Here is a 15657-nt window from a genome sequence, read left to right on the forward strand (position 1 = left end):
TTTTGCAAAATGTGTGATAATATAAGTTCGCAAAAAATGTGATAATATTAAGAAGGCTATTTCTATATGACCATTGTTTTTAATGGAGGCTTGCAATCATGATTTATTTAGACAATAGTGCCACAACAAAAGTTTTCCCAGAAGCGCTTGAATCATTTACAGCGGTTGCGACGAATTATTTTGGCAATCCATCTTCGTTACATGAATTAGGAATGCAAGCAGAGCGATTATTGATCCAAGCACGTGAGCAAATTGCACGTTTGCTGCATGTGAAAGCAACGGAAATCATTTTCACATCAGGCGGAACGGAAAGCAACAATATGGCGATTAAAGGAATTGCATGGCAACATCGTCATCGCGGTCGCCATATCATCACAACGAGCATTGAGCATCCATCTGTGGCAGAAGCATGCAAACAGCTTGAACAGCTCGGATTTGAAGTGACGTACTTGCCTGTCGACGAACGAGGAATTGTTTCTGTTGAGGATGTTGAAAAAGCGATTCGCGAGGATACCATTCTCGTTTCGATCATGCACGTAAACAATGAAATTGGTTCCATTCAACCAATTGAGCAAATCGGAGCGACATTAAAAAAGTATCCTAAAATTTTCTTTCATGTAGATCATGTTCAAGGGGTAACGAAAGTTCCGCTCGATTTTAAGAAAGCGAATATTGATTTATGTACGATGTCAGCTCATAAATTTCATGGCTTAAAAGGTGCAGGAATTTTATATGTGCGTGAAGGCGTTAAGTTATCGCCTCTTTTAGCAGGTGGCGCTCAAGAAATGCAGCTTCGTTCTGGTACGGAGAATGTGGCTGGAATTGTGGCGATGGCGAAAGCATTGCGACTCGCTTTTGAAAAGTATGAAAAAGCGCGTCAAGAATTGAATGAAATGAAACGTCTTTTAATTGCCGAACTATCTAAAATTGAAGGGATTCAAGTGAACACACCAGTGGATCATTCAGCGCCGCATATTGTTAATTTTTCTATAAATGGTCTAAAATCAGAAGTGTTTGTTCATGAATTAGAAAAGCAACAAATTTATGTTTCAACCACATCAGCTTGCTCTTCGCGCAAAAAGGCACCGAGCAAGACGTTATTAGCGATGGGAGCAGACCAGAAACGGGCTGAAAGTTCAATACGAATCAGCTTGTCGTATGAAAATCATCGTGGACAATTATCACTTATTATTGAAGCAATAAAACATGCACTAAAAAAATTACAAGAAGTAGCGAGGGAAATGTGATGAAGTACGACCGTATTTTAATTCGTTATGGTGAGATGTCAACAAAAGGAAAAAACCGTAAACAATTTATTTATCGTTTGAAGCGAAACATCGCAAAAAAGCTTAAAGATTTTCCAACGATTCGCATTGAAGAAACGCGCGATCGCATGTATATTCGTTTAAATGATGCACCTCATGAACCAATTATAGAACGGTTAAAGGACGTTTTTGGTATTCAGTCATTTAGTTTAGCGTTAAAAACGGAAAGTGATTTAGAAAAAATAAAAGAAGCGACACTTTCTTTTGTTAAGGAACTCCCGTATGAAGGAAAGACATTCAAAATATCGGCAAGACGCGCAGATAAGCGATTCCCGCTTAACAGCAATGAATTAAATTATGAACTTGGCAGCCATATTTTACGAAATACGGACAATTTAACAGTGGACGTTCATAATCCGGATATTGACGTTCGGGTGGAAGTGAGAGAAGAAGGAACGTATATTACGTGTGCCGATGTAGCAGGTGCAGGTGGATTGCCTGTTGGAACGAGCGGGAAAGCAATGCTTATGCTTTCAGGTGGAATCGACAGCCCCGTTGCCGGATATTTAGCGATGAAGCGGGGATTAGAAATTGAAGCCGTTCATTTTTTCAGTCCTCCATTTACGAGTGAACGGGCAAAGCAAAAAGTCATTGACTTAGTGAAGCGATTGACAACATTCGGTGGAACGATTCGTTTGCATATTGTTCCGTTTACCGATATTCAGCAAGAGATTTATAGAAAAGTGCCTGAAAATTATTCACTTATTTCGACAAGAAGAGCGATGTTGAGAATTACGGATGAAATTCGCAAAAAGGAACAGGGATTGGCGATTGTAACAGGTGAAAGTTTAGGACAAGTGGCAAGCCAAACGCTTGAAAGCATGTATGTCATTAATGATGTGACAACAACCCCAATTATTCGTCCGCTGGTTGCGATGGATAAGACGGAAATTATTGATATATCCAAACGCATCGGAACGCATGAAATTTCGATTCGACCTTATGAAGATTGTTGTACAATTTTCACGCCAAAAGCTCCAAAGACGAGACCGAAAAAAGAAAAGGTCATCCAGTACGAAAAGGTTTTGACGCTTGATGACATGATTGCTGAAGCTGTTCAAAAAACAGAAACGATCACAATAACAGAAAATGATTTGGTTCATGAAGAGTTGAATGATTTATTTTGATCGTAAAAATTACCACATTCCTTTATGCATGTTGCCATGTTGTTTGACACACTCTATAGGCACAAGGGGGTGAAAAACACATGGCAAATCAAAATCAATTACTCGTCCCTGGCGTGCAACAAGCTCTTGATCAAATGAAGTATGAGATCGCTCAAGAGTTCGGTGTACAACTTGGTCCAGATGCAACTGCGCGAGCAAATGGTTCTGTCGGCGGTGAGATTACAAAGCGTCTTGTTCAAATGGCGGAACAACAATTAGGCGGAACATTTCAAAGATAACAAATAGATCAATGGATTTTGCCGGCGGGTCGATCCCGTCGGTTTTTCTTTATTTTAATAATTTTTTTAAATTTCTTATAAAATTATACAAAAAATTTAGACTTTTTTGTATAATTTTTATGAAAAGATTACAAGGGGGAGAGAATGATGCGCCGAGAAGATTTAATTGCACCAGAAGTGTATAATTTGACAAGCGAGATTGAAAAGTATGCCCATGACCCAAACCGGATTGCGCTGAAATGGGAAAATGAGGTTGGGGAAACGAAAGAAATTACATATGAACAATTGATCAAAAACGCAAACAAAATTGGAAACGCTTTCGTGTCAGCGGGATTAGCGAAAGGTGACAAAGTTCTTGTTATGCTTCCGCGTTTAATTGAAGCGTATGAAGTTTATTTAGGAGCTCTTAAGGCCGGCTTAGTCATCATTCCAAGCTCTGAAATGCTGCGAACGAAAGATTTGCAATATCGCATCTCGCATGGAGATGTGAAGGGTGTTATTGCTTATTTTCCGTATATCGAGCAATTTTCTCAAATTGAAGGGATGGAACGAATTGTAAAGTTTTCGATTGGCGGCCATTCTGAACAGTGGATTGATTTGCAAGATGAAATGGAAAACAAAAGCGAAGAGTTTGAAGCGGTAAAAACCAATCGTGATGATATGGCATTTTTGTCTTACACATCAGGAACAACAGGAAATCCAAAAGGAGTGATCCATACGCATGGATGGGCATATGCGCATTTGCGTACAGCAGCTAAAAATTGGCTTTGCATCGAAGAAGGAGATATCGTCTGGGCGACGGCAAGTCCAGGATGGCAAAAGTGGGTATGGAGTCCGTTTTTATCCACGCTTGGTTCAGGTGCCACCGGTTTTGTGTATCACGGACGCTTTGAGCCTGAGAAGTATTTACAACTATTAAGTAAACATAATATTAACGTTCTTTGTTGCACGCCGACTGAATATCGTCTAATGGCAAAAGTTCCAAATATAGGGGAATATAAACTTCCGCATTTACACAGTGCTGTTTCGGCTGGTGAGCCGTTAAACCGCGAAGTTATCGATACATTTGAACGATATTTTCACGTTCAAGTTCGTGACGGATATGGACAAACTGAAAATACGCTTCTCGTTGGTGTCGTGAAAGGAATGAAAATTAAACCGGGATCGATGGGCAAGCCAACGCCAGGAAATCGCGTTGAAATTATTAACGAATTCGGCGAACCTTGCGCTGTTGGTGAAGTCGGAGATATCGCTGTTCATGTCGAAACGCCGGCTTTATTCAAAGGTTATTACAAAGATCCGGAGCGTACAGCGATGCAATTCCGTGGCGATTATTATATTACAGGAGATAAGGCTAAGAAAGATGAAGATGGCTATTTTTGGTTTGAAGGTCGCGGCGATGATATTATTATTAGCTCGGGGTATACGATTGGACCGTTTGAAGTGGAAGATGCGCTCGTCAAGCACCCATACGTGAAAGAATGTGCTGTTGTCGCAAGCCCGGATGAAATTCGTGGTCATGTTGTAAAAGCGTTTATCGTTTTGCGCGAGGGAGTCGATGCGAACGATCCAGATTTGATTCCGCAGCTGCAAGAACACGTGAAACAACTAACAGCGCCATATAAATATCCGCGTAAAATTGAGTTTGTCAGTGAACTTCCAAAAACGACATCTGGAAAAATTCGTCGGGTTGAATTGCGTGAACGAGAAATGAGAGCGATGCAAAAATAGTGGGGAAAGAGCTGTCCAAATTTTTTGGACAGCTTTTTTCATTAGTCAAAAAACTGCTGAATGTGATGATGATAGAAAAGAGGCGGATGGAGCCTCTTTTCTTTATAAAAATGTTCGTTTGACTTTTTCCCAGAAAGAATTGTCTTTTAATTTAACGGTTTTAATGACTTTGCCGCTTAATGTAATTTCGATTTTTTCAATATGTTGAATGCTTAATGCTTCGTTGTCCATTCCAATAATTGGATAGTCATTTCCGTCTTGAGCGAGTTTTAATGTAAGCTTTCGCTGACCGCTTAAAATGAATGAAGATCCAAGCGTACGGTAACGGTTATTGTTTAATGACGCAAGCTCGCTTACTTGGAAACACGGAAGCATCGGATCAACGACCGCTCCATTCACGGATTTGTTGTAAGCAGTGCTCCCTGTCGGTGTAGCGATAATCATTCCATCGCCGCGAAACGTTTCAAAATGAAGATCGTCAATGAACACATCCATGACGAATGTTTTGATAATGCTTGAGCGAATCGAACATTCGTTTAAGCAATAAAATGAAATCGAATCGTTAACGGATACTTGAATGGTCGGGTATTTTCGAACTTCAATTTGCTCATTTGTCATTGCTTCGATCATTTTCTCGGTATCATGAATGTGAAAATCACAATACATACTTAAAGAACCAAGAGTGGATACGCCGGCGTACAAACAATCATCGCGGAAACCGGTTTTACGGACGGCTTGTAAAAACGTTCCGTCTCCGCCAACGCTGACGATAATGTTTGCTTTTTTGTAGTCATCAACCACATTAAAATCATACTGTTTGGCTAGTTGAATAAGAGGCTGAACTTGCTTCGTTGTTTCATCGTCGTGTTTGTGAAAAAAATAAATTTTGTTGCGGCGCTCGGTCATATTCGACACCTCCGTGAAAGTCTAATCATTTCTTATTTTACCATCTATTTTCAATTGGTTGCGAGTTGATTCGTTTATTTTTCTTTATTTTTGTCGAAAATGGCATGAGGAAGGAGCGTGTAACGTTTGTGAAGACGATTTTGATCGTAATACTTTCTTTACTCGTTTTTATTGTTATGATTTCATTCATGAATATACGAATTACGATTCAATTTCGACATGAAAACGATGATGATCAATTACGGATAACATTTCGAACATTTTTCGGTCTTATTCGCTATCGAGTAAGCGTTCCGCTTATTCAGCTTTCTTCACAAACCGTTGGCGTTGTGACGGAACAAAAACAAAGCGGTGGAAAAGATAAAAAGAAAACATATACGCCTAAAGATACGATCAAAATGCTAAAAAAAGTAAAAGAAAAAATCGAACAAATTGTTCATTTGAATGTGACCATCAAAAAATTTCTCTCCAATGTATCGGTGACACAATTTCAATGGCATACTCATGTGGGTACGGGAGATGCCGCGAAAACAGGAATGTTGGTCGGGTTAGGTTGGTCATTAAAATATGGAATCATTGGAATCATCAGCAAGTATATGAGATTAGAAGCTTCCCCCTCCATTGAGCTTATTCCGCACTTTCAAGCGGCGATATCACGCACAGAGTTTATATGTATGATTCGCTTTCGAATCGGATATGCTATATTAGCAGGACTACGAATCGTAAAACATTGGAAAATACGCTCATGGTCAGCGAATAAAGTCGAAAGCTATTAGGAGGGAGTCCGATGAGTGAGCATCCAATTCAAGGGCTAATGACAACAGCAATGGAAAATTTAAAACAAATGATCGATGTCAATACCATTATTGGTGATCCGGTTGAAACGCCAGACGGAAGCGTGATTTTAACTGTTTCAAAAGTTGGATTTGGCTTTGCGGCGGGCGGTACGGAATTTATGCCAGCAACTGTAAAAGAAAATGAGAAAGACAATCATCCGTTTGGTGGAGGGAGTGGCGGAGGTGTATCGATTACACCAATCGCTTTTTTAATTGTCAACGCTTCAGGTGTGAAACTTCTTCATGTCGATGAAAGCACACACTTATATGAAAAAATTCTTGACCTTGCTCCGCAGGCAATTGAAAAAATTCAACAGATGTTTAACAAAAAAGAGAAGCAAGAAGCAAAGCTAAAAGAAAAGCAAGAGATTGATTTTGATATTTAGTTTCATTATAAATAATTGAATTTTTTTGATATTAACGTTATGATGGGTCTATACATAATTTTATCTATACATAATTTTATGAGGAGGCTTATTCATGGCGAATGTTACATTCAAAGGAAATGCTGTTACGTTAGTTGGAAATGAAGTGAAAGTAGGAGATGTTGCTCCTGACTTTACAGTATTGGCAAACGATTTATCTGAAGTAACGTTGGCTGATACAAAAGGGTTTGTCCGTTTAATTAGCGTTGTGCCATCCATCGATACAGGAGTATGCGATGCGCAAACACGGCGTTTTAACGAAGAAGCCGCTAAACTAGATGGCGTGAAAGTGTTAACGATTAGCGTTGATTTGCCATTTGCGCAAAAGCGTTGGTGCGCAGCGAATGGAATTGAAAATGTACAAACGTTGTCCGACCATCGCGACGTATCGTTTGGGCAAGCGTACGGCGTTCTTATAAAAGAATTGCGTTTGCTTGCGCGTGCGGTCTTTGTCGTTGATCGCAACGATCGCATTACTTACGTTGAATACGTTCCAGAAGTGACGAACCATCCAAACTACGAAGCGGCAATTGAAGCAGCGAAAGCAGCAAGCGGGCAATAAACGCCATATTGGATAGTAGGCTATCTCGAAAAAAGGGATAGCCTTTTTCGTTGAAATTCAATAAAATAAAGTTTCGGACATGTTGTCAAGAAAGGAGAGAAACTGGTGAGTTCTCCAATTGAACGATTATTTACCGTTTTTGATCATACAGCGTTAGTGTTGCAAGAAGAATTAAAGTGTTCTTATTTAGAAGCGGTAGCTGAAACAGGAGAAAATTTGTTTCACGGAGACGTGTTGCAAGAAGAAGTAAGCGAACTTTCAAAAAAACGTCTAAAAAAAGAGTATGAATCCATTCAGCTAGAAAGCTTTACAAACGAGCAAATTCGCAAGGCATTTCAGTTAGCGGTTTTAAAAGGCATGAAAGAACATACACAACCGCATCACCAAATGACGCCGGATGCGGTCGCTTTATTCATTGGATATTTAGTTGATAAGTTTACAAAAACATATTTTACGTTATCCATTCTTGACCCTGCAGTCGGAACAGCGAATTTATTAACCGCTGTCATCAATCAATTATCGGGAAAACAGGTAAAAAGCTATGGTGTCGATGTGGATGATTTATTGTTGCAGCTTGCTTATGTGAACGCGAATCTACAAAAACATCCGATTCAATTGTTTCATCAAGATAGCTTGCGGCCGCTGTTTGTCGATCCCGCCGATGTCATCGTATGTGATTTGCCTGTTGGGTACTATCCAAATGATGAACAAGCTTCTCATTTCCGGCTAAAAGCGGAGAAAGGTCATTCGTATGCTCATTACTTATTTATTGAACAAAGCATTCGCTATGCGAAAGAAGGGGCTTATTTATTTTTCCTTATTCCGAACTCATTATTTACAACTGACCAATCGGGGAAATTGCACGAACTGATCAAGGAAGAAACGTTCATTCAAGGTTTATTGCAGCTTCCGCTGTCGTTATTTAAAAATGAAAAAGCGGCAAAAAGCATTTTTATTTTACAGAAAAAAGGAGAACACGCAAAAGCACCGAAAAAAGCGTTGCTTGCTGAGCTTCCGCGCTTTTCAAACAAAGAAGCGATGCAAGCGATGATGCATAAAATCGATCAATGGTTTAGCGAAGAACGGTAAAACAAGCTGGCTTTATGACCAGCTTGTTTTTTTAAAACTTCAGAATATAACGAATATGTAAAGAAAGCGTTTTCTTAAGGTCGATGCACTTGAAAATGACAATAAACGACCCGTAAAATGAGAAAGGTACAGATGAATTTTGATTATTTGCATACAATATAAACGTGAAGGATTTTAAAGGAGCTGTTTTAAACGATGCCAAAAGTCATTGCCATTAATGCGGGTAGTTCTTCGCTAAAATTTCAATTGTTTGACATGCCAAGTGAAGAAGTGTTAACAAAAGGATTGGTTGAGCGCATCGGTTTTGAAGATGCTATTTTTAATATCACGGTGAACGGCGAAAAAATTCAAGAAGTAACACCGATTCGCAATCACGCAGTAGCGGTCAAAATGCTGCTTGACAAACTGATTAAATTAGGAATTATTCAGTCGTTTGATGAAATTGAAGGAATTGGCCATCGCGTCGTTCACGGTGGAGAAAAGTTTAGCGACTCTGTTTTAATTACAGATGAAACGTTAAAAGAAATCGAGGAGCTTTCTGATTTAGCACCGTTGCACAACCCAGCGAATGTGGTTGGAATTAAAGCGTTTCGCGAAGTATTGCCAAACGTTCCAGCGGTAGCGGTGTTTGATACGGCATTCCATCAAACAATGCCAGAGAAGTCGTTTTTATATAGCTTGCCATACGAGTACTATACAAAATACGGTATTCGCAAGTACGGTTTCCATGGAACGTCACATAAATATGTAACGCAGCGCGCTGCTGAACTTCTCGGGCGCCCAATTGAACAGCTTCGCTTAATTTCTTGCCACTTAGGAAACGGAGCGAGCATCGCAGCTGTTGAAGGCGGAAAATCAATTGACACGTCAATGGGCTTTACGCCGCTTGCAGGTGTAGCGATGGGAACGCGCTCTGGTAACATCGACCCTGCATTAATTCCGTATATTATGCGAAAAACAGGAAAAACAGCTGAAGAAGTCATTGATATTTTAAATAAAAAGAGCGGAATGCTTGGTATTTCTGGCTTGTCTAGCGATTTACGCGACATTGAGAAAGCGGCGGCAGAAGGAAATGAACGAGCGGAGTTAGCGCTTGAAGTATTTGCAGGCCGCATCCATAAATACATCGGTTCTTATGCAGCGCGCATGTGCGGTGTCGATGCGATTATTTTCACTGCCGGAATTGGTGAAAACAGCGAAGTTGTTCGTGCGAAAGTATTGCGCGGACTTGAGTTTATGGGCGTTTACTGGGATCCAGCTTTAAACAAAGTGCGCGGCAAAGAAGCGTTCATTAGCTATCCGCACTCTCCTGTAAAAGTGCTTGTCATCCCAACGAATGAAGAAGTCATGATTGCACGCGACGTCGTAAGATTAGCGAATTTAGTGTAAGGAAAAGCTCTTCCGTTTTTGGAAGAGCTTTTTCTTTTATTGATGTATCCGCCCTGAAACGGTTTGATTCATCCGATACCAAATCCATAAATCGTTGATGATCGAAGCGAGTTCAGCGATTTCGGAATTTAATGCGCACGAACGAATAAAATCGCTTTCTTCGCCTAATTGTGCTTGTTTTTTATTAATTAACTTTTCTAGTTCAACAATTCGATCAGGAATTTTCCCGCGAATCGTCTCCCACTCTAGTAAAATTTCTTCTTGTTCTTGCTTGGAATATGTTTCCCACTCTTTCTCCAATTTTGGCAAACGGATTCCTAAACGTTCATCGTATATAAAGCAGCCTTTCATCTAGGTTTCCCCCATTTTTGCTTTGGTTACTTTATAGATTCAAGTTGAGTCCGACATATCTCATCATGAATAGAAGACCGCTTTTCTGCCATAGGTGGCAAGAAAAATTTTGCCGCCCCGGCATGCTAGAAGCAGAAAAGCTTGTTCATGTCGGAAAATTAAGCTTATCATATATTCACTATTTTACTAAAAAGAAAGAAAATAAGCCAATTTTAAAATTTTTTATCATAACTATTGAAAAAAAAGAAAATAGCTGATAAATTGGTAATATATTTAAATGAATAATTATTAATTATTAAGTATTTTTATTCTTTAAGGAGGAAAGAAACATGGCAAATCCAAAAATTGTGTTAGCCTATTCTGGCGGTTTAGATACATCGGTGGCGATCAAGTGGCTGCAAGAGAGAGGATACGATGTTGTCGCTTGTTGTTTGGATGTTGGTGAAGGAAAAGATCTTGAATTTATTAAAGAAAAAGCGCTAAAAGTCGGAGCGGTAAAATCGTATGTCATTGACGCTAAAGAAGAGTTTGCGAATGAATATGCGCTCGTTGCCCTTCAAGCGCACACGCTTTACGAAGGAAAATATCCTCTTGTTTCCGCGTTGTCCCGCCCGCTCATTGCTAAAAAATTAGTAGAAGTGGCTGAATTGGAAGGAGCTGTGGCGGTTGCGCACGGTTGTACAGGAAAAGGAAATGACCAAGTGCGTTTTGAAGTCTCGATTCAAGCGTTGAATCCAAATTTAGAGGTGATTGCTCCTGTACGTGAGTGGAGCTGGTCGCGCGAAGAAGAAATTGAGTATGCAAAGAAACATGGAATTCCAATTCCTGTTGATTTGGATAGCCCGTTTTCGATTGACCAAAACTTGTGGGGAAGAAGCAACGAATGCGGCATTTTAGAGGATCCATGGGCGGCTCCTCCGGAAGAAGCATATGAATTAACGGCTGCGCTTGAGAATACACCAGATGTGCCGGAAATCATTGAAATCGGCTTCGAGCAAGGTGTACCAAAAACATTGAATGGAAAGGAATATTCGCTCGCTCAGCTTATTCTTGAGTTGAACGCGATCGCTGGAAAGCACGGTGTTGGGCGCATTGATCATGTCGAAAATCGCCTTGTCGGCATTAAATCGCGTGAAGTGTATGAATGTCCTGGAGCGATTACATTAATAAAAGCACATAAAGAGTTGGAGGACTTAACGCTTGTAAAAGAAGTGGCGCACTTCAAACCGCTTATTGAGCAGAAGTTAGCAGAAGTGATCTATAACGGTCTTTGGTTCTCGCCGTTAAAAGATGCGTTGGTAGCATTTTTGAAAGAAACGCAAAAGAACGTGACAGGCGTTGTGCGTGTGAAATTGTTTAAAGGACACGCCATTGTTGAAGGACGTAAATCTGAGTTTTCGTTGTATGATGAGAAATTGGCGACTTATACGGCAGAAGATGAGTTTGACCATCAAGCGGCTGTCGGGTTTATTTCTCTATTTGGCTTACCGACAAAAGTGTATAGCATCGTGAACAATAAAAAGAAGGTGAACGCGTGAAAAAGCTTTGGGGAGGACGATTTACGAAAACGGCAGAGGAATGGGTCGATGAATTTGGTGCATCGATTCATTTTGATCAACAATTAGTCGAAGAAGATATCGAAGGAAGCATTGCTCATGTGACGATGCTTGGAAAATGCGGCATTTTGCCGAAGGAAGATGTCGAAAAAATTAAAGCAGGATTGCTCACGCTTTTGGAAAAAGCGAAAAAACAACAACTCGAGTTTTCGGTTGCTTATGAGGATATTCATTTAAATATTGAAAAAATGCTCATTGACGAAATCGGTCCGGTTGGTGGAAAGCTGCATACAGCGAGAAGCCGCAACGATCAAGTGGCAACCGATATGCATTTATATTTGCGTAAGCGAGTGAACGAAATCATTGAATTGATTAAACAATTGCAAACGGTCATTATTGAAAAAGCAGAGGAGCATGTGGAAACGATTCTTCCCGGCTATACGCATCTGCAGCGGGCTCAGCCAATTTCGTTTGCTCATCATTTAATGGCATATTTTTGGATGTTGGAGCGAGATCGCGAGCGATTTACGGAGTCTTTAAAGCGAATTAACAAATCACCGCTTGGTGCTGGAGCGTTAGCGGGTACGACATTTCCGATTGATCGCCATCTCACTGCTGAACTTCTCGGGTTTGATGGCATTTATGAAAACAGCATCGATGCGGTGAGTGATCGTGATTTTATCATTGAATTTCTAAGCAATAGTTCGATACTCATGATGCACTTATCGCGATTTTGTGAGGAGCTCATTCTTTGGTCAAGTCAAGAATTTCAGTTTATCGAAATCGATGATGCATTTGCAACGGGAAGCAGCATTATGCCGCAAAAGAAAAACCCGGATATGGCGGAACTCATTCGCGGCAAAACAGGAAGAGTGTATGGAAACTTATTTGCTTTATTGACCGTCATGAAAGGAATGCCGCTTGCTTATAACAAAGACATGCAAGAAGATAAAGAAGGAATGTTTGATACCGTTCAAACAGTAATCGGCTCCCTTAAAATTTTTTCCGGTATGATCGCGACCATGAAAGTAAATACAGACGTCATGGAAAAAGCGACAAAACAAGATTTTTCGAACGCGACAGAATTAGCAGATTATTTAGCGAAAAAAGGAGTACCGTTCCGCGAGGCTCATGAAATCGTTGGAAAATTGGTGCTAACGTGCATTGAAAAAGGGGGATTTTTAGCAGATTTACCGCTTTCCGTTTATAAAGAAGCATCACCGCTGTTTGAAGAAGATATTTATGAAGCGCTCCGTCCATATACGGCTGTCAATCGCCGCAATAGCGCAGGGGGCACCGGTTTTGCCGAAGTGCGTCAAGCGATTGAAAAAGCGAAGCAAAAATTAAAAACTCCGTAGCATCAACTACGGAGTTTTTTCATTTTATTCTTCAAATTCTTTTGGCGTGCGTACAACAAGAACGTCGCATTTGGCGTAGCGCGTAATATGTTCGGAAACGCTTCCAATGAGGAAACGTTCAACAGCACTCATTCCCGTTGCACCGCAAACGATTAAATCAACTTCGTATTTTGGTGCCACTTCTTTTGCGATTTTTACTTTTGGTGAACCGTATTCAATATCTGTAACAACTTCTTTGACTCCGGATGAAAGCGCTTGCTTTTTGTACTCTTCTAACAGCTCTTTGGCAAATTTTTCTGCTCTCTCGGCAATTGAGCGATCATATGCTTCAATGGTTGCAAAGGAACGGACATCAATAATATGAGAAAGAACTAAGCTTGCATCATTTCGTTTGCAAATTTCGATCGCTTTTTTGAACGCCCATTCCGCTTCTTTTGAACCGTCAACAGCGACTAAAATTTTTTTGTACTTTGTATTCATTGTTTCCACACTCCCCCAAGAAAAAAATTTTTCCCCAATTTAAGTATATCATTTTGATCAAAACAAAAACTACTGATTGTCGAAAATTTTCTGGAAAAGGAGAAAAAACATGCGTGAAAAAGAAGAGAAGGAAATATTGTATTACGACGAAGAAGGAGTAGCTGAAATTAACGAACAAATTACAAATGCTTACGCAAGCGGAGTAATCGAGCAAAGAACGGATGATGGCGAGGAAAAGAGGCGATAAAGCCTCTTTTTTCATTTATAAAGTAGAGCGTGAAACGTGTTTTCCTGAGCCATTTTGTAGTACGATAAAAAATAATGATGTTGTATGGGGGGATCACTTGTGCGACATGCCCTTATTACGGCTGGAACGAAGGGGCTTGGTAGGAAGGTAACAGAACGGTTGCTTGAAAAAGGATATTCGGTAACCGTCAACTATCGAAGTGATGAAAATGCGGTAAAGTCATTAAAAGAAGCTTATCGGCATGCGGAAGATCGGCTTCAATTTGTTCAAGGGGATGTGACAAAAAAGGAAGATTTAATTCGCCTTGTCGATGAAGCGGTTCAACGTTTTGGCCGAATTGATTTTTTAATTAATAACGCAGGTCCGTATATTTTTGAAAGAAAAAAGTTAGCGGATTATACAGATGAAGAATGGTATGAGATGATTGAAGGGAATTTAAGCGCAGTGTTTCATCTTTTTAAACGAGCCATTCCGATTATGCGTAAACAACGTTTCGGACGTATTATTACATACGGTTTTCAAGGAGCCGAACATGCTCCTGGATGGGTCACTCGCGCAGCTTTTAGTGCAGCAAAGGTAGGCCTTGTTTCGCTGACAAAAACGATTGCGCTTGAAGAGGCGGAATATGGAATTACCGCAAATATGATTTGTCCGGGAAATATTTTAGGAGACATGAAAGAGGCAACGATTGCCTATTCGCGCCAATTTAAAGATGCCGCTACTCCTGTTGGCCGTTCAGGAACAGGAGAAGATATTGCGCGTGTGATCGATTTTTTATGCGAAGAAGATTCGGATATGATTACAGGAGCGATCATTGAAGTGACAGGGGGAGTTGACGTTATTCACCGTTATCGATAGGAGAAGGCTGTCGTTCAGACAGCCTAAATAATTTGTAGTTCTTTTGGATAATTAGTCAAAATCATCGGACCATTTTCAGTCATATAAATATCATCTTCGATTCGCACGCCGCCAATAGAAGGAACGTAAATGCCCGGCTCAATGGTGAATACCATCCCTTTTTCAAGCGTCATTTCGTTCGTTTCGTTCATAGAAGGATATTCATGGACATCGATTCCTAACCCATGGCCGACGCGGTGCGGGAAGTATGCGCCATATCCGGCTTGTTCAATGATTGTTCGCGCTGCCTTATCGATTTGGCCAATTTTTTGACCGATTTGACAAGCGTGAATGGCAGCCAGTTGCGCTTTTAAAACGGTTTCGTATATTTCCTTTTGTTGTGCAGTTGCTGAACCGAATGCGACCGTTCTTGTAATATCGGAGCAATACCCATCAAGCACAACGCCAAGATCGAATAAAACAAAATGGCCGCGCTCAATGGTTTTTGTTCCAGGAACGCCGTGAGGAGCCGCGCTATTTTCTCCTGTGAGAACCATTGTCGCAAACGACATGGAGCGAACTCCTTTTTTCTTAAGTTCGTATTCGATTGCCGCTACAATTTCTAATTCCGTTTTGCCTTCTGCTAATGAACGAACGCCGATTTCGACGCCAAGATCTGCTAATTCAGCGGCTTGGCGCAAAATCCGAAGCTCGTTTTCATCTTTAATCATTCGAATGGATCGAACCTTTTCGGTTATATCGATAAACGATGCGTTTGAAAAACGCGCTTGCAATTGTTCTAATCGAGCAATGGTCATGTGTTCTTTTTCAATCGCAATCCGTTCGGTGACGATCTCTCGTTTAGCAATGCGCTTTTGTAAAAGATCCCACGGGTTTTCAGTATCGTCATAACCGATGATTTCATAAGCCCATCCTGCTTGTTTGGCTTGAGCGACTTCCATTTGCGGACAAATTAAAATCGGTTCTTCTTCTTGAAAAATGGCGATGGCTAATAAACGTTCGTGAGGATCGCTGTAAAAATGGCTGAAATAAAAGACGTTTGGAGTTGATGTAATAAAAGCCCATGAAATATCATTTTCTTTTAACCAATGTTGAATTTTTTTAACTCTCTCCATTTTATTCACATCCTTTCTTTATCA

Annotated in this window: 17 protein-coding genes; 13 read left to right on the top strand and 4 right to left on the bottom strand. The window is 40.4% G+C overall.

Annotation, left to right across the window (positions count from 1 at the left end):
• Positions 1-98 precede the first annotated feature (98 nt).
• The 4 genes from EDD69_RS03120 to mbcS all read left to right on the top strand — a co-directional run bounded on the left by EDD69_RS03120 (position 99) and on the right by mbcS (position 4461).
• Positions 99-1247: a cysteine desulfurase family protein gene (locus EDD69_RS03120; RefSeq protein WP_132947511.1), complete on the top strand. Its 1149-nt coding sequence runs from the start codon at positions 99-101 to the stop codon at positions 1245-1247.
• The gene (gene thiI / locus EDD69_RS03125; protein WP_132947512.1) at positions 1247-2452 is read left to right on the top strand and encodes a tRNA uracil 4-sulfurtransferase ThiI; all 1206 of its coding nucleotides are present in this window, start codon (positions 1247-1249) and stop codon (positions 2450-2452) included. The genes EDD69_RS03120 and thiI overlap by 1 nt, the downstream gene beginning before the upstream one ends.
• A gap of 80 nt (positions 2453-2532) precedes the next feature.
• Entirely contained in the window at positions 2533-2730 is a 198-nt protein-coding gene (locus EDD69_RS03130) for an alpha/beta-type small acid-soluble spore protein (RefSeq protein WP_132947513.1), read from the top strand.
• A gap of 147 nt (positions 2731-2877) precedes the next feature.
• Complete coding sequence (mbcS, locus tag EDD69_RS03135; protein ID WP_132947514.1) at positions 2878-4461, top strand: acyl-CoA synthetase MbcS; 1584 nt, start codon at positions 2878-2880, stop codon at positions 4459-4461.
• 102 nt (positions 4462-4563) lie between these two features.
• Here mbcS and EDD69_RS03140 read toward each other — a convergent pair whose 3' ends face one another.
• Positions 4564-5367 carry an NAD kinase gene (locus EDD69_RS03140; protein WP_132947515.1) on the bottom strand — a complete coding sequence of 268 codons (804 nt, stop codon included), beginning with the start codon at positions 5365-5367 and terminating at the stop codon, positions 4564-4566.
• 128 nt (positions 5368-5495) lie between these two features.
• On the opposite strand from EDD69_RS03140, the gene EDD69_RS03145 reads away from it, so the two are divergent.
• From EDD69_RS03145 to EDD69_RS03165, 5 genes are all read left to right on the top strand, one after another.
• Positions 5496-6143, top strand: coding sequence for a DUF2953 domain-containing protein (locus EDD69_RS03145; RefSeq protein WP_243643030.1), 648 nt, complete (start codon positions 5496-5498; stop codon positions 6141-6143).
• An 11-nt stretch (positions 6144-6154) separates the two neighbouring features.
• A complete protein-coding gene (gene ytfJ / locus EDD69_RS03150; protein WP_132947516.1) occupies positions 6155-6589 on the top strand; it encodes a GerW family sporulation protein in 435 nt (144 codons plus the stop codon).
• 94 nt (positions 6590-6683) lie between these two features.
• Entirely contained in the window at positions 6684-7190 is a 507-nt protein-coding gene (tpx, locus tag EDD69_RS03155; RefSeq protein WP_132947517.1) for a thiol peroxidase, read from the top strand.
• A gap of 105 nt (positions 7191-7295) precedes the next feature.
• Positions 7296-8279: a class I SAM-dependent methyltransferase gene (locus EDD69_RS03160; RefSeq protein ID WP_132947518.1), complete on the top strand. Its 984-nt coding sequence runs from the start codon at positions 7296-7298 to the stop codon at positions 8277-8279.
• A gap of 195 nt (positions 8280-8474) precedes the next feature.
• Positions 8475-9668, top strand: coding sequence for an acetate kinase (locus tag EDD69_RS03165; protein ID WP_132947519.1), 1194 nt, complete (start codon positions 8475-8477; stop codon positions 9666-9668).
• A 36-nt stretch (positions 9669-9704) separates the two neighbouring features.
• On the opposite strand, the gene EDD69_RS03170 is transcribed toward EDD69_RS03165, so the two are convergent.
• The gene (locus EDD69_RS03170; protein WP_132947520.1) at positions 9705-10019 is read right to left on the bottom strand and encodes a hypothetical protein; all 315 of its coding nucleotides are present in this window, start codon (positions 10017-10019) and stop codon (positions 9705-9707) included.
• A 329-nt stretch (positions 10020-10348) separates the two neighbouring features.
• On the opposite strand from EDD69_RS03170, the gene EDD69_RS03175 reads away from it, so the two are divergent.
• Positions 10349-11557, top strand: coding sequence for an argininosuccinate synthase (locus tag EDD69_RS03175; protein WP_132947521.1), 1209 nt, complete (start codon positions 10349-10351; stop codon positions 11555-11557).
• The gene (argH, locus tag EDD69_RS03180; RefSeq protein ID WP_132947522.1) at positions 11554-12933 is read left to right on the top strand and encodes an argininosuccinate lyase; all 1380 of its coding nucleotides are present in this window, start codon (positions 11554-11556) and stop codon (positions 12931-12933) included. Before EDD69_RS03175 ends, argH begins: the two co-directional genes overlap by 4 nt.
• A gap of 24 nt (positions 12934-12957) precedes the next feature.
• On the opposite strand, the gene EDD69_RS03185 is transcribed toward argH, so the two are convergent.
• Positions 12958-13413: a universal stress protein gene (locus EDD69_RS03185; RefSeq protein WP_132947523.1), complete on the bottom strand. Its 456-nt coding sequence runs from the start codon at positions 13411-13413 to the stop codon at positions 12958-12960.
• Between the two features lie 109 nt (positions 13414-13522).
• On the opposite strand from EDD69_RS03185, the gene EDD69_RS15210 reads away from it, so the two are divergent.
• Positions 13523-13660, top strand: coding sequence for a hypothetical protein (locus EDD69_RS15210; RefSeq protein ID WP_165871716.1), 138 nt, complete (start codon positions 13523-13525; stop codon positions 13658-13660).
• A gap of 99 nt (positions 13661-13759) precedes the next feature.
• A complete protein-coding gene (locus EDD69_RS03190; RefSeq protein ID WP_132947524.1) occupies positions 13760-14518 on the top strand; it encodes an SDR family oxidoreductase in 759 nt (252 codons plus the stop codon).
• Between the two features lie 23 nt (positions 14519-14541).
• On the opposite strand, the gene EDD69_RS03195 is transcribed toward EDD69_RS03190, so the two are convergent.
• The gene (locus EDD69_RS03195) at positions 14542-15633 is read right to left on the bottom strand and encodes a M24 family metallopeptidase (protein ID WP_132947525.1); all 1092 of its coding nucleotides are present in this window, start codon (positions 15631-15633) and stop codon (positions 14542-14544) included.
• Between the last annotated feature and the right edge of the window lie 24 nt (positions 15634-15657).

The sequence above is a fragment of the Thermolongibacillus altinsuensis genome (assembly GCF_004341205.1).
GTDB lineage: Bacteria > Bacillota > Bacilli > Bacillales > Anoxybacillaceae > Thermolongibacillus > Thermolongibacillus altinsuensis.